12 protein-coding genes are annotated in these 14,074 nt (G+C 47.7%); 4 read left to right on the top strand and 8 right to left on the bottom strand.

What is annotated here, in order from left to right; translation table 11 throughout:
• Window positions 1-13 precede the first annotated feature (13 nt).
• The 4 genes from AABK39_RS01245 to AABK39_RS01230 all read right to left on the bottom strand — a co-directional run bounded on the left by AABK39_RS01245 (window position 14) and on the right by AABK39_RS01230 (window position 5,073).
• Window positions 14-235 carry a cysteine-rich CWC family protein gene (locus AABK39_RS01245; protein WP_338393127.1) on the bottom strand — a complete coding sequence of 74 codons (222 nt, stop codon included), beginning with the start codon at window positions 233-235 and terminating at the stop codon, window positions 14-16.
• A gap of 67 nt (window positions 236-302) precedes the next feature.
• Window positions 303-1,055 carry a septal ring lytic transglycosylase RlpA family protein gene (locus tag AABK39_RS01240; protein ID WP_338393126.1) on the bottom strand — a complete coding sequence of 251 codons (753 nt, stop codon included), beginning with the start codon at window positions 1,053-1,055 and terminating at the stop codon, window positions 303-305.
• A gap of 109 nt (window positions 1,056-1,164) precedes the next feature.
• Window positions 1,165-1,998 (bottom strand): alpha/beta hydrolase family protein, encoded by an 834-nt coding sequence (locus AABK39_RS01235; RefSeq protein WP_338393125.1) that lies wholly within the window; start codon window positions 1,996-1,998, stop codon window positions 1,165-1,167.
• Window positions 1,999-2,496: 498 nt separating this feature from the next.
• On the bottom strand, window positions 2,497-5,073 hold the full coding sequence (locus AABK39_RS01230) for a M14 family metallopeptidase (RefSeq protein WP_338393124.1): 2,577 nt from the start codon (window positions 5,071-5,073) through the stop codon (window positions 2,497-2,499).
• 466 nt (window positions 5,074-5,539) lie between these two features.
• Here AABK39_RS01230 and AABK39_RS01225 point away from each other — a divergent pair, with 466 nt between their 5' ends.
• The 3 genes from AABK39_RS01225 to AABK39_RS01215 all read left to right on the top strand — a co-directional run bounded on the left by AABK39_RS01225 (window position 5,540) and on the right by AABK39_RS01215 (window position 8,613).
• Window positions 5,540-7,036 (top strand): IS5 family transposase, encoded by a 1,497-nt coding sequence (locus AABK39_RS01225; protein ID WP_338391085.1) that lies wholly within the window; start codon window positions 5,540-5,542, stop codon window positions 7,034-7,036.
• Window positions 7,037-7,378: 342 nt separating this feature from the next.
• Complete coding sequence (locus AABK39_RS01220; protein ID WP_338392371.1) at window positions 7,379-7,684, top strand: transposase; 306 nt, start codon at window positions 7,379-7,381, stop codon at window positions 7,682-7,684.
• 2 nt (window positions 7,685-7,686) lie between these two features.
• On the top strand, window positions 7,687-8,613 hold the full coding sequence (locus AABK39_RS01215; RefSeq protein ID WP_338392370.1) for an IS3 family transposase: 927 nt from the start codon (window positions 7,687-7,689) through the stop codon (window positions 8,611-8,613).
• Window positions 8,614-8,642: 29 nt separating this feature from the next.
• Here AABK39_RS01215 and AABK39_RS01210 read toward each other — a convergent pair whose 3' ends face one another.
• From AABK39_RS01210 to AABK39_RS01200, 3 genes are all read right to left on the bottom strand, one after another.
• Window positions 8,643-9,128: a hypothetical protein gene (locus tag AABK39_RS01210; RefSeq protein ID WP_338393123.1), complete on the bottom strand. Its 486-nt coding sequence runs from the start codon at window positions 9,126-9,128 to the stop codon at window positions 8,643-8,645.
• Between the two features lie 371 nt (window positions 9,129-9,499).
• Window positions 9,500-10,108 carry a helix-turn-helix domain-containing protein gene (locus tag AABK39_RS27645; RefSeq protein WP_421825146.1) on the bottom strand — a complete coding sequence of 203 codons (609 nt, stop codon included), beginning with the start codon at window positions 10,106-10,108 and terminating at the stop codon, window positions 9,500-9,502.
• 115 nt (window positions 10,109-10,223) lie between these two features.
• On the bottom strand, window positions 10,224-10,445 hold the full coding sequence (locus AABK39_RS01200; RefSeq protein ID WP_338393122.1) for a hypothetical protein: 222 nt from the start codon (window positions 10,443-10,445) through the stop codon (window positions 10,224-10,226).
• 231 nt (window positions 10,446-10,676) lie between these two features.
• Between AABK39_RS01200 and AABK39_RS01195 the strand changes: the two genes are divergently transcribed.
• Entirely contained in the window at window positions 10,677-11,921 is a 1,245-nt protein-coding gene (locus tag AABK39_RS01195) for a DUF7482 domain-containing protein (RefSeq protein ID WP_338393121.1), read from the top strand.
• Window positions 11,922-12,174: 253 nt separating this feature from the next.
• On the opposite strand, the gene AABK39_RS01190 is transcribed toward AABK39_RS01195, so the two are convergent.
• On the bottom strand, window positions 12,175-13,656 hold the full coding sequence (locus AABK39_RS01190) for a sulfatase family protein (RefSeq protein ID WP_338393120.1): 1,482 nt from the start codon (window positions 13,654-13,656) through the stop codon (window positions 12,175-12,177).
• Between the last annotated feature and the right edge of the window lie 418 nt (window positions 13,657-14,074).

Here is a 14,074-nt window from a genome sequence, read left to right as displayed (position 1 = left end):
CGGTCTCCGACGCTTATTTGTCGGAGACCGTTTTTTCATTTCCGGTATCATGAAATTCCTGTTTCAATTGCGCTAAACAGCGTGCGCACAAACAGTCGTCAAACTTCTCTCTGATATACTCCCGTTCATCGGTATTCAAAGGCACTGCATAACATTGGCAAATCGTTACCGAGCCTGTTTTGCATTCAAACCCGGCACCGCAACGGGGGCATTTTTTATCTTCGTGACGTGGCATATCCTGACAGATTTATTCAGCCACAACTTACGCAAAAATCAGCCGAGAAACAGCCTGAGAGGGTAAATCAACTGTTTTCTTTTTCGGGAAAAGTAATTACAAACGCGTCAGGGAATTCGCTCTTCACCCCTTTGGTCACACTCTCGGCTCGCTTACGGGTTTTAAATGTACCCAAAGATACCCGGTAATATTTATGCCCGTTTACATAAGCCACTTCCACCAGAATCTGACATCCGAAGCGTCCGCCCAAACCGGACGTTAGACGCACGATATTGTCAAGCTCCCGGAAGCTTCCCACCTGAACGCCAAAACCGGTAGGCTGGTATTGCTTGCTTTCGATCGCAAAAAATTCACGTTTCGGTTCCGAAGCTTTCTTGCTTCCGCCTTTGGTCACCTTGCCGGAAGATTTCCCTCCTGACTTACCACCACCGCTGGCCACAGGAGCCGGCTTGTTACCTCCTGGTGAAGAAACAACCTCGACACGAACCTGCGCCGTACCGTCCTGCACAAACCCTAACCTCGAAGCCGCTACATGGCTCAAATCAATGATTCGGCCTTTGGCGTAGGGGCCACGGTCATTTATCCGGACGGTCACGCTCTTGTTATTCTTCTTGTTTGTGACCCTTACCAGAGTATTGAAAGGCAAGCTAAGGTGTGCGGCCGTCATCTTTTTATTGGAGAAAATCTCTCCGTTCGCCGTTTTCCTGCCATTAAACTTATTATGGTAGAAAGATGCCACCCCGTTCTGAACAAAGGTCATTTTTTGGGCTGTGCTGGCCAATGGCAACAACAAAAGCAGGCAAACGAAAAGATGTCTCATAAAATATCCGGGTGTTTAAAGCTGCACCGCAACCTAATTTTGGACCTCAATTACTTTGTATATCCACAAAATAAGACAACGCATGATATTATCCTATAACATGTACCTGTTATCCCTTCTCAATAAATTCCAGACAGCGCTCCACCAGTTGTTTGGTCAAATCCGGCAACTCTTTTTCCGTCCAGGGCTCCTTCATTCCGAAGGTATGGTTCGCCCCTTCAAGCATAAACAGCTCCGCACATGAGGAATCTTCGTACAACAGTTCCGATGCCGATGCCGAAACAGCTTCGTCGTCCGTACCGTGGCACAGCAAAACCGGAACCCGGATCTCCCCCATGGCCTTTTCTATATCCAAGGTTTCTGCGTTTTGAACCAAGTCCTCCACAAACTGCCTGTATATCGGCATTTCCTGCATTGTTCTGCCGTTCAGTATATACACATGGCCTTTCAGATCCATCTCCTCAAGAACCGAACGACTCAGAAAATTGGTCACTCTAGATATCGTCGCCCAAGTGATCGCGCGACTTACCCTGTTGTCTTCGGCGGTTTTAAGTATAACGTCGCCACCACCACGACTATGGCCCATTAGGGTAATATTTTCCGTATCAACGCCATCTATTTTTCCGCCGTGGACATAATCCAGTACGGTATCGATATCCAAAAGCTCTTTGCTGATATTATTATTGCCGAAGCTATCCAAGTCCGTAAATTCGGTAGGATCTTCGGGAGTGGTGCCGTTCCAGGCCAAATTGAACTTCACAAACACAAAACCTTTCTCCGCAAAAAAATCGGCCACCAGATTAAACGCTCCCCAGTCTTTATAACCTTTAAACCCGTGTACAAAAACAATGACAGGACAGTCCACTCTCACCTCCGGTCCCCTCACATCCATCAAGATATCCTTGCCACTCTTCGATGGCAAAATCAAAGTCTCTTTCATCATTTCTCGCTAACTACTACTAGGTAAAATTCGCGGTCAAATCGGGAGTTTTTCCCTTATTCTCTCTCCGCACAAAAATATGAGTCTTGGTATTTTTATAGTTCCAACTCAATCCAACAAAATCTAAAGGAATTATGTTTTGCATAGACTTCCCCAAAATACACAAAACTTATTTTCTTTTTTGAAAATAAAAATATCATTAAAATCTACAAAAACATGATCTTAGTGAATTTTCGGCATAAAAATACTTAAACAAGAAAATAATCGCATACATACAGGTGCTATGCGGTAAAAAAAGAGTTTAGACGCAAAAAAATATCATCGCCAAAATAAAACCGAGAAGATGAGATATTCCATCATGGGTATACCTTTTCTGTTGCCAAACCAAGCCTTTTGGAAAAGAAGAATTCACAACAAAAGTAAAAACGGAGTGTCTGGCCTCATCAATCTCTAAACACTCCGTTTTTCTATTCGGAACAGCTTTTCGCTTCGCTCCAGTTTTTAATTGCCAACCATAAAAATAGCGTTGGCCAACATCAACTCGCCGTTTTTCCAGAACCCCCGAAATACCGGATCGTCAACAAAACAAACCACTTTGCCTCTTCCCATCGGCATTACGCCGGCCACCAAAGTCTCACCGATCAACGGCTTAATATCCGAGCCGACAAAACCGCTTACAAGATCTTTGGATGAGCCGATCGTAGCCACGTTCCAGCCGTCTTCCAAGTACGCCACGCGGTGCGAATCGGTTTTCATCGTAAAGTAGTGTGTCGGGTATCCGTAAGCCAACGGGTGGGTGTTGTCCAGACGCACTTTGTAAATAGCGCCGGCCAAGTAAGAGCGAATCCAGCGTCGCTCACGTCCTGCGTAAGGCGCCAAAAGATCCGCTTTTTCCAGATCGCTCTTGCGCTTATTCGCTTTGTCCTCCTCGGACTTGTCCATGTATTCCTTTAAGCCAAACTTTCCGTCCGACACCAAAGCTTCGACAGCTCCTTGGATAGCGATCAGCTTTCCGCCGTCCGACACCCAATCTCGTATGCGCTCGGAACCGTTTCCGCCCAATGTGGAAGAGTAATAGCCATCGGGAAGAATCAGGACATCATACGAATCCAAATTTACCTTGGCGAAATAATCCGTATCTAGAACGGTGACCGGATAGGCCAAATTCCGTTCGAAGTAATGCCATAATTCGCCGAAACGATTGGGGTCTATACCCTGTCCGCCTAGCAGAGCCACTTTAGGAGATTTACCAAAGACCATAGAGCTTGACCCAAAGTCGATACCTTGTTCCGTAAAGCCGGTATCCACCGCCCTAAGCTTGTCGCCGTATTTTCCATTTAGGTCCCAAATCGTTTTCCCCAAAGCCTCTCCGATATGGCGATTGTCTTCACGGCTTATGATAACAGTGCCAGCCTTATAATTTTTACCGTTTACAGCAAACGGCTTACGGGCGTAACGGACCTTGACGCCATGTCCCAGAACTTCGGCCAACAAACGGGCGTCCTCAATATTTTTCCATTCCACCACATAAGCGTAGGCGTCAGGACGGAACACTTGCTTTTCCCTTGGCTTGTTAAATTTAGGCGGGAGCTGGCTCACAAACATTTTATTGGTGATCGCCCAAGCGTCAAGGTCATAAGCGTAAGGAATGGACCAGGCCGTAATGTCATAAGTAACCGAATCGGCGACGAAAGTGCGGGGCTCAAACAAGATCTTCAGCATCCGGGACTTGGGCTGATAAGCCGAAATCACCAAATCGCCGGGATGAAGGTTAATGGCTTCCTTGGATTTGTTGAAGCGGTAGTCGAAGCCTCTTACGGGCTTTTTCACCAAAGGTCCGCCATAACGGATACCTTCGCGATCCAACAGATCCACAAGCTCCTCCATTTTTACGGGATCGTTCTGCCCGCTTACCACGTATGCTTTGTACTTTCCTTTAGGGCTGGTCTCCGATTCACGGAAATAACGCTGAAATTCCGTCACCAACTTCGGAGCGTTTTCGGCGCTAACGCGTACCGTAGCCAAGCCCGAAGCGTAATGGTGCTCTATACGATCCGATAACTTCAGAATATTACCGTTTTCTTGATCTACTCCTGTACTTGATGTCGTATGTCCGGCCTGCTCGTAAGTCATGCCGATAGCGCCGTTGTATGTCGGGTAAGTATCGCCGTAGCCGGGGTAAAGCAAGTCAAAGCTTTCACCCGTGAAATACAGCCAGCCGTGTTTGTCAAATACCTTGGCGTTGGCTTCGCCCACTTTGCGCTGAAATTCCTTTTGCCAAGCGGTGATATCCTCATGCAAAGGCTCGGCCGCCGGAGCGAAATAATAAGGGCTGTCCACACCCTGTTCGTGAAAATCGACATGAACCTGAGGCAACCAACGGTTATATTCCGTTACCCGGGCACGGCTTTCCTCTTGTGTTTGCCAGGACCAGTCCCTGTTCAGGTCAAAAAGATAATGGTTTGTCCTTCCTCCGGGCCAAGGCTCATGGTGTTCCACGGCGTCCAAAGCCGTGTTGTTAGGAAACCCCGCCTTCTGCATCTGCCAATTAACGTAACGATCGCGTCCGTCGGGATTCAGACAAGGGTCGATGATCACCAAAGTATTCTCATGCCAAACCTCGCTATTGTTTCCGCGGGTTACAAACGAGTTGGTCAACGAATGGAGCGTCTTCATCGCCGCTTCCGACGAGCTCGCCTCGTTACCGTGGACATTATAACTCAGCCAAACCAAAGCCGTGGTGTCTTGCGGACGCACCAGACTTTCTTTTTTTATTCCGGCCCTAATCAGATTGTCCCGTCTTATATCCTCTATGTTCTGGATTTTTTCGGAGGAACCCACAAACGCCAATATCAGCGGGCGCCCTTCGTATGTATGACCGTATTCCTTCAGCTTTACGTGCGAAGGCATATATTTGGCCACATGCCTAAAATATTCCACTACACGGTAATGAGGCGTAAAACGATCGCCTAGATCATAGCCCAAAAACTCGGAAGGGCTATCCACCGGACTTTGTCCCAAAGCCACATTTACCCATAAAATGAAAAGCGTTACAACGCCCGCCAATCTTCTGCCCATAATTGAGTGTAGGTATAAAGTTTATGTATTTGAAAACGATGTGAATGGAAACGCCCTCAGGATACGCATTCCCATTCGCTTTCGCAAATCGGACCAAAATTATAGACTTGGACGCAAAGTAAAAAGTAAAACTCGCGATGTCGGCCCACGCCAAGCCTGTCCAAAGCTTAATTTCAAGCATTTGCGGGGCCTGTCACATTTTTTCGCATCAAAAAAACAGGAAACTCACAAACTCAAAAGCGTCATGTGGTTCATTTTTACGCTTCAAAAAAATGAAGTCGCACCAAGAAACTGACGCGCCTTTCGGTGTGTAGGGATCATAATTTACACCTATATAGGGTTTACTGAAAAAGTAAAAACCACAAGATTATCAGTGGATTAGGTAGCTTGTTTCCCTTTCCAAAGCACAGGGAATATTCGTAAATTGGCCATAGAAAGGACTGAGAGCATTTTTTCCCTTGCACCTATGATCAAGACAAGTTCCTCGCAATTGAGTATAGAAGGTTTTTTGGACCCGGAAATAGGGCGCCTTAACCCGGAAAACAGATGGGTGAAGTTGGCCAACTCCATCCCCTGGGCGGAATTGGGTTTGGTCTACGAATCGAAAATGTCGACGGGCAAGGGCAGTCCGTGCAAACCGGCCCGGCTGGTCATCGGCGCGCTGATCGTGAAGCATAAGCTGAACGTTTCGGACGCCGAGGCGATAGAACAAATCAAAGAAAATCCGTATCTCCAGTATTTCGTGGGACTCGGCTCGTTCACCACGGAAAAGGCCTTTGACCCTTCGCTGTTCACGACGGTCCGCAAGCGGCTCGGGTACGGGGATTTTAACAGGATGAGTTCGCTTTTGCAACACGAGGGGATCCGTATTGCGGAGGGCGATCGGGATGAAGGGTCCAAAGACGGGCATTCCGGGGACGCCGAAGATGACAAGCGGGTTGTCTCCTGCGACGCGACGGTGGCGCCGCAAGAGATTCCATACCCCACGGACCTTGGGCTGTTGGCTACGGCGAGGGTGCAGTCGGAGAAAATCATCGACCTCCTTTGGCCCGTCGCCAGGGATTCCGGTTTATCCAAAAAGCCCCGGACTTACCGGGATAAAGCCCATAGGGAATATGTCGGGGCGACGAGAAAAAAGAGGAAAGGAGCCGAATTCTGGCGCGTGTGCGCACGCCGACAGCTGAATTATCTGGAACGGAACCTACGGCATATCGACAGCCTCATAGAGGCCAACAAGGGCGTTATACGCCTAAAAAGCAGGTTTTTGAAGATTCTGATGGTGCTTCACGAAATCGCCAGGCAACAGTCGCTCATGCTGGAGACCGGTGCCAACAGGGTGGACGGCCGCATCGTGAACGTCTTCCAGCCCCATGTCCGGCCGATAGTCCGGGGCAAAAACGGAAGCGACACCGAGTTCGGCGCCAAATTGTCCGTAAGCCTTCACGAAGGCTATTCCTATCTGGACAAGGCGCAATGGGACGCTTACTACGAGGGTGACGCGGAAGTGATCCGCGGGCACATCGACAGTTTCGGGGAGAGAAACCCGGAAATGAAGCTCGGCAAATTCGTCGGGGACAAGATTTACGGAAACAGGAACGCCCGGCAGACCATGTCCGGCGCGGGTGTGGAATTCGTGGGCTCCCCGTTGGGAAGGCCTCCCTCAAGTCCCGAAAAAATCAGGGAACGCAAGGAAAACCGGACGCTTCACCAACGGCACCGGAGCAGGGCGGAAGGAAAATTCGGGGAAGTGAAACGGGGACACGGATTGGACAAAATACAGGCAAGGAGAGCGGACACTTCGCTTTCATGGATCGCCTGCATTTTCTTCGTGGCCAACTTGAAAAGATTTCAGAGCGAAATCTTTTTTGACCTTGTTTTCTTGAGCTGGAAATACGGGATATGGCTTCAAGACGGCGAAAAGAAACAGGAAAAGACTGTCTGGCAAAATATCCTAGCTGGGTAGCCCTCTGGGCTTTTTCAGTAAACCCTATATAGATAGTACAAAGTAAATAGTAAAGCGTAAAGAGACTGCTCGAAGGCAAGGCAAAGCCGTATAATTCAATAGATTAAATCTTCAAGCATTCTTCCCCAAAAAAATAAGCTATTCTACTGGATGTACTTAGCTCTCCCTTTTTAAAGTGTCCGACGCTCCGGAAGCGTTAGTCACAACCAAACTTATGTCAAGCTTCCGAGTTTGCCTCACCTAGATTGGAAAAATTGAACGGTCAAGCGTGGATGCTCATATCTATAATACCCCTGAATTTTCGGACCAGTGTCTTAGTTTAAAAATCACTAAATTATGGGCATGAAAACGAGAACGACACGCAGAAAATTCAGCGCCAAATTCAAGGCGGAAGTAGCGATCGAAGCACTGAAGGAAAGAGAAACCACCCAAGAACTCTGCAGACGGTACGATCTTCACGCCACCCAGATTTCACAATGGAAAAATGAGTTTCTGCAGCGCTCGTCCAGCGTTTTTGAGGGTGGCAAAGATAGAAAAGAACACGAGAAAACGGAGAAGGCGACAGACCAACTGTACAGTAAAATAGGAAAGCTTGAGATGGAAAACGACTTCCTAAAAAAAAGCTTAAAGAAGTTGGGGCGTCTATAGATTTGCGTCTCCTTGTCGACCCCGGGGATAAGCTGAGCATTCGCCGTCAGTGCGACTGTCTGGAGCTTTACCGTTCGTCATACTACTACAGCCCAAAGGGGGAAAACGCGGAAAACTTGGAGTTGATGCGCCTTATGGACCGGCACATGATCGACGAACCCACGGCGGGAGTTTTGCGCATGAGATCAGCCTTGCGTGACCAAGGATTCAACCCTTCCTATGAAAGGGTTAGGCGCTTGATGCGCAAAGCGAATCTCTACCCTATTTACCCGAAAAAGAATCTGAGCAAGCCCGGAGAGGCAAAATACGTTTACCCGTATCTGCTTAAGGAAAAGAAAGTTGTCAGGAAAAACCAGGTCTGGTCGATAGACATCACTTATATAGCCATGGCTAGCGGTTTCATGTATATGACGGCGATTATCGACGTCTACAGCAGGTACATAGTGGGTTGGGGTTTGAGCAATACGCTTGAGGCCGCGGCGTCTTTAAAAGTGGTGCGTGAGGCCGTTGAGATTCACGGTAAACCGGAAATACTCAACAGTGACCAAGGTTCCCAGTTCACTTGCGGGGAATACGTGAACTATCTCAAGAAAGAGGGAATAAACATCAGTATGGACGCCAAAGGCCGAGCCTTGGACAACATTTACATCGAACGCTTTTGGAGAACGCTAAAAAGGGACCATATTTACCTGAATCCGGCCGACAACGGTTTAAAGTTGTATTTGGGGATAGAGAAATGGTTGCGACGCTACCACAACAGGGATCACCAAGGAATCGAGAACCTGAAGCCGGAAAATGTTTTTAGCGGAGCGTCAAAAGCGAAAGCCACCGCGTATGCCCATGCAAATATTGATAAGTCCAAGAAAAAACAGAATGTGAAAGGACTTATCAACATTCACACGGGCTCGACGATAGCGACAACCGTTTAAAATTTACTTAAAAATCGACTTTACTGGTCCTAAGAATCGAGGGTACTATACTTGTCGGAATTTGGGAGAGCTTTTATTTGCTCTCTTACCCCATTAAAAAAGTCATCTTCTTTTATATATGTAAAAAGTAAAGTTGTGTAGTCAGCCATTAGCTTTGTCTGCCCAAGTTCTTTAAACACCTCAATCATGACATATGAATACTGCGGAGAATTATAAAAAAACTCAAAGAATACACTATGTCTTACAGTATTGTCAAATACATTAAATGCTCTTAATACTTTTTGAGATTTATTCAATTTACTCCAAAATTCTCTATCACTTTTGTTATCAATCACTTGCTGTTGATTAACAGCATCTGAGAAAAGTAAATCTCCCATTTCCCACATCAAGTTTTCATCTTCACTAAAGTTGTCCCATGTATAACTTGATTTAACTTCATCAATTTCACTGAGTGAAACATTAGCTGAAAAAAAATTTGCGTGCTGATTTCCGTCTGACAGTTTCAGGATTTTCATTTTTAAATTACTTGAAAGAACCAAAAAGCGTAATATCGTTTATTTTCATATAATATTTAACAAGAAGTTTCGCATGTCATATATGATATCTGAGAAACAAACGCACTATAATCTAACGATATCACTTCTTTTCATCTCTTAAGTGAGAAAAATTTGACTAGAACACGGGCGATCAAATTACGTGAGCCAACGCAACACCAAAATCAACTTGAAAAAATTCTTAAAAAATTAAAAGCCTTCCCTTCAGCCCTCCTAAAACAGACTAAAAAAGCACTGCCCTCTGAGAAAACAACCATCCCGAAAAAGAAAAAAAGCCCGCCCTTTTCCACAATATGGAAAAAAGCGGGCTTTTCGCTGATTTTTGGGCAGGCTTATCCGGCCCGGCGGTGTGTGTCGGGTTGTATTTTCGGGGTGGCTTCGGTTTTGGGCCTTTTGCTGTAGCTTAGGCTCGGCGGTTTTTTCTTTGGTATGATGGGGTCGGCGGGCTTCCTTCCACTGTATATGGCTTCCCGCCGTTCCCGGAATTCTTGCCAGCGCCACCATCTTCGTAGTAAGCGGTGGCATTCCAGTAGGTCAAGAAAGTGGAATGGTTTGTCTTTGGTGGCGAGTAGGGAAGGTAGCCGGTAAACATTGCTTCCCATAAATCCGGTGAGGCCCCGGGGATAAAACTTTATGTCGGAATGCCAGGCTACGAATATTCTGGGCAGTTTGGGCAGATAATCCCGCACGCCTACCCAGCGTTTGTATTCGGGGCATTGGCGGTTGTGGCCTACGCAAATGCGCTGGCGGGCTTCGGCCAAGTCTTGGGCCAGGTATGGGTTATAGCCGGAAATCTGTATGGTATTGCGCTTTAGCTCACGGCTGATGGTGGACGGCGCACGCCTTAGAAATTTCGCTATAAATCGCGTTGAATATCCCTTGGCGCGCAGGCGCAGGATAAATTCTCTCTCGTATAAAGTAAGGCGTAGGTACGTGTCCATCTTGTGGCCGGTTTCTTTACCCAATAAAATGCAAACCGCGGGCCGTGGTGTTTTTCTGCGCCGGAGGGCGTTGGCCGTATATGTGTCAATTTGGGGCGTTTTCAAAAAAAGGCCCTTACAAAACGCCGTTTCCCTCAAGTCCGGTGTATGGTATCGGTATAAAACGATTATTCCAGTCCATTTCTCTTTGGTAAGTCCTACTACTATCAATCGCTAAATAGTGACTAAAGCCTACGGTATAATCACCGTTTTTCAGGGGAATTTTGTCTAGCGACACTTGACCCAAAGCCAGAAAATCGCATAGAAAAAAGACTGACGCCAGTATTGCGGTTTTCATGTTTGTTCGATTCAAAAGCGTAATCTGCTCCAAAGTTGTCTCCCAATCCTGACACGGGAAGCCAACCCAACGTTGCTTTTAACCACTGACAATCAAGTACATTAATAAAACATCCTTGAACACCAACCTCAAAAGGCGCATTACTATACGTCCTTGCCCGCCTGAAAACCTTTTCCCAAAAAGTCCTCTTATTAATATGTGACGTAACATTCATTTCAACTCATTAACAGCATGAGAAAGCACATATTCGCCGTACTGCTTGTGGCGCCACTTCTGCTATGGAATTGCTCCGACAGCGACGACGACGGCTACACCCCAAAAGACTCGGGACTGAACTACGAAATGGCTTACCAGGAAATGGTGAAGCTGATGGATTCTTATAAAGAAGACTCCGGCAAAGAGCTTTTCGATCCCGGCGCTCCGAGCAAGTTCACCGAAAAGCAGAACGTGTTCATGAGCAACGCTATCAGCATTAAGCTGGACCACACGGCGCCTACCGTTACCCTTCCGGTATTCAAGGGCGAAGGAGCCGACGGGGGAGAGGTTTATTACATCATCACCGAAGCTTCTGACTACCAAATAGCCAAGCGGATGGGCATTAACTATTCGCCGAAGCTTAAATACGCCCGAGGTAGCCAAGGTGTACAACTGGTAACGCTCAACGACAGCGGACGTATGAAGTTCAAGGGAAAAGTGGACTTCTCGCCAGTAAGGCGTATCGTTCCCGGCGACGGACCATTCGCTTTTCCACCAAAAGTAGCCGAACCCGGAGCCATAGGCGACGCAGAGTACTCGCCTGTAGTGGTTCTGCCGAGCGGTTTGGTAATGAACGCAACCCCGTTGAAAAATGCCACTGGTCTACACGACCGCTTGCCTGAGGGCCAACAATCAATCGACACCGACAAAATGGAGGCCACGCTCCAAATCCTTGACGGATTCCAGAACGGAAGAGCCTATTACTACCACTTGGTTACGGACGCTTACGATAACGTTCCGGCTACAATCGAGCTGGGCATCTACGCTCCCCGTTTGGGCAAAATACCTCAGTTCGGGCAGTCTACGCTGGATCAGGAATCCGCTTTGTTGGCTTTCTCTCCGGTAGGCAACGGCATCACGGGCGAAGCGGATCCTATGCGCCAAGGCCTGAATTCGGCTATCTTGAGCGATAAAAACGGATCGGGAGCCGATGCTCCGCTTGATCCAATCAACGTGTTTCCGATAGAGCCGGCCAACCACCAGATTGACAACAATTACAGCCCGCTCTGGGACGCGCACATCAACCGTTGGACGGATGAGGCCATCCAACAAAACAAGCGCCGACGTATCACCAGTTTCGAAGATCTTAAGAGCTTGATCAAGGCCGGATGGGTAACCAGCTTTACGCCGGATGCCGGCCCGGAAAACCCGTATGTGGGAGGCCTGCACGCCAGCAACGCTATTATCAACTGCCCAGTAATCGCGCATCCGTACGAGTAAAATTCAGTAAAAAGTAAAGAGTACTGAGTAAATAGACTAAACTGTTTGAGTACTCTTAGCTATAAAAAATGAGCCACCTTACCGCTTTCGCCGGTAGGTGGCTCTATTGTTTCACGCTAAGTAGATCCAGTAAAATAGCTTATGTTTCGGCAGAGGGATCCCTGAAGGGTTAACTTGTTGGTTTATTTGATTTTAGATTATTCTAGAGCAGTCTCTTTACTCAGTACTATTTACTTTGTACTACTTACTTCTTTCACAATTCAGGCATTCTGCTATTTATTCGTTTCTCTTTTTTCCACCAATCCGGACCTTCGGCCAACACCTCCTTGTCGTATTCGATCAATGCCTGTTTCATCCGCTCAAAACGCTTGGGCTCTCGGGTTGCCCAATCGGTTGTCTCACGCGGATCGTGCCTAATATTGTATAGCTCGAACACGGTCCGTTCCGAATTGCCTACAACCTTCCAGTCGCCATCCCGAAGCGCTATGCGAACATCATTGAAGTTGTTTCGCCAGTACAATGGCTTTTTCCGATGCATCTTTTTTCCTGCCAACAGCGGACGGATCGATTCTCCGTCTAACTTGACCCCTCTCGGCACCTTGGCGCCAGCTATTTCCAGAAGGGTAGGGAACACGTCGCTTCCGATAATCGGTTCCGAGATTACCGAACCGGGCACAAAACCGGCCTGACGCTGACCCGCCGGCCACTTAATTATACCCGGCACCCGGATTCCGCCTTCGTGCGTATGCCTCTTTCTGCCCCGCAAACCTCCCGTACTTCCACGGTAACGGCTACCATTGAAAGGGTCGTCACTCTGGTTAAACGTTCCGTACGGATGCCTGCCTTCCGGGCCGTTGTCGCTTGTATACCAAATCAGCGTGTTATCCGTCTCGCCCGCTTCGTCCAGAGCTTTTACTATGGCGCCCACGGCCTCGTCTATCTGCGTAATATTGGCCAAATACTGCTTTAGGCTTTCGTCCTTCAGCTTATCATACCTTTTCATAAACTCCGGATCAGAATCCACCGGGCCATGAGGCTCATGAAACCACACAGTCATAAAAAACGGGCGGCCCGGCTCCCTGTGCTCTTTGATCCATTCCACCACATACTTGGCCACAATCTGAGCGGAATAGCCCTTTATCTCGCCCAGCCCGGTGCCGTTTAGGAAGAAGTTCTGCGGATTCTTATGCGACGGTCTAGCCACATTGCCCGTCGCCAGCCAATAGTCATAGCCGTACTCGTTCATGGTAGGCTGGTTCGGATCCGTTTCGTAGCCATAATTACGGTATTGCGCGCGCTTTTTCGGAATCCGCTCTTCCGAATAACTGCTCAAATGCCACTTGCCGAAATGGGCCGTCTGATAGCCTTCCTCCTTAAGCAACTGGGGAAGCGTAACTTCCGAAGCCCGCAAATAACAATAATGATTGGCCGGTACCCAACGATACACCCCGTTGCGATAAGGCGTACGGCCCGTCAAAATAGCCGAACGCGCCGGAGAACAAACGGAAGAGGCCGAATAACACTGCGTAAACTTAAGCCCCTCTTCGGCAAGTTTGTCGATATGTGGCGACTTGATGTCCGGATGGCCGAAAGCGTGCAAATCGCCCCAGCCTTGGTCGTCGGTGAGAAACTGGATGAAGTTCGTCTTATTGCGGGACTGCGCGGATACTCGGTTATGGAAGGCCAGCACCATCGTCACAAGCAAGGCGGTCCACAGCTTTTGGTTTCTTTTCATATCTTCGGATTTAGATCTTGACTATGCCACTCCCTTGGCTTTCCCGAAAAAAGAGAATACGAATAAGCTTATAGTAAGCAAGAGAGGCATAAAGACTAAAGGTCAACCGAAAACAACCGAAAGACTTTCTGTTATGTCTCCGTTTTTCTCCAATATGTTGTGGCGCTGATTTAGAACATATATCATAAGGAGTCGGCCAAATTTCCACCAACCCTGACACTCCATGACCATTCATACCTAAAGAATACTCGGCTTGTCCATATGTATTGTTTGGGAACTCCAATGTCGTTATTCGCTCCAATACAAGTGTGGTTAACCCTGGTATTAACCTTAAAATTCACCCGTTTCTAACGGCTGAAATCTCTTTCGAAAAAATAAATCAATTTTTTTCCGGCTCCGTGTCCTAATCCGGAAAGTG

This window comes from Fulvitalea axinellae, assembly GCF_036492835.1.
GTDB classification, from domain to species: Bacteria; Bacteroidota; Bacteroidia; order Cytophagales; family Cyclobacteriaceae; genus Fulvitalea; species Fulvitalea axinellae.
The sequence above is the reverse complement of the archived record's forward strand: the minus strand, read 5'-3'. Positions and strand labels throughout refer to the sequence as shown.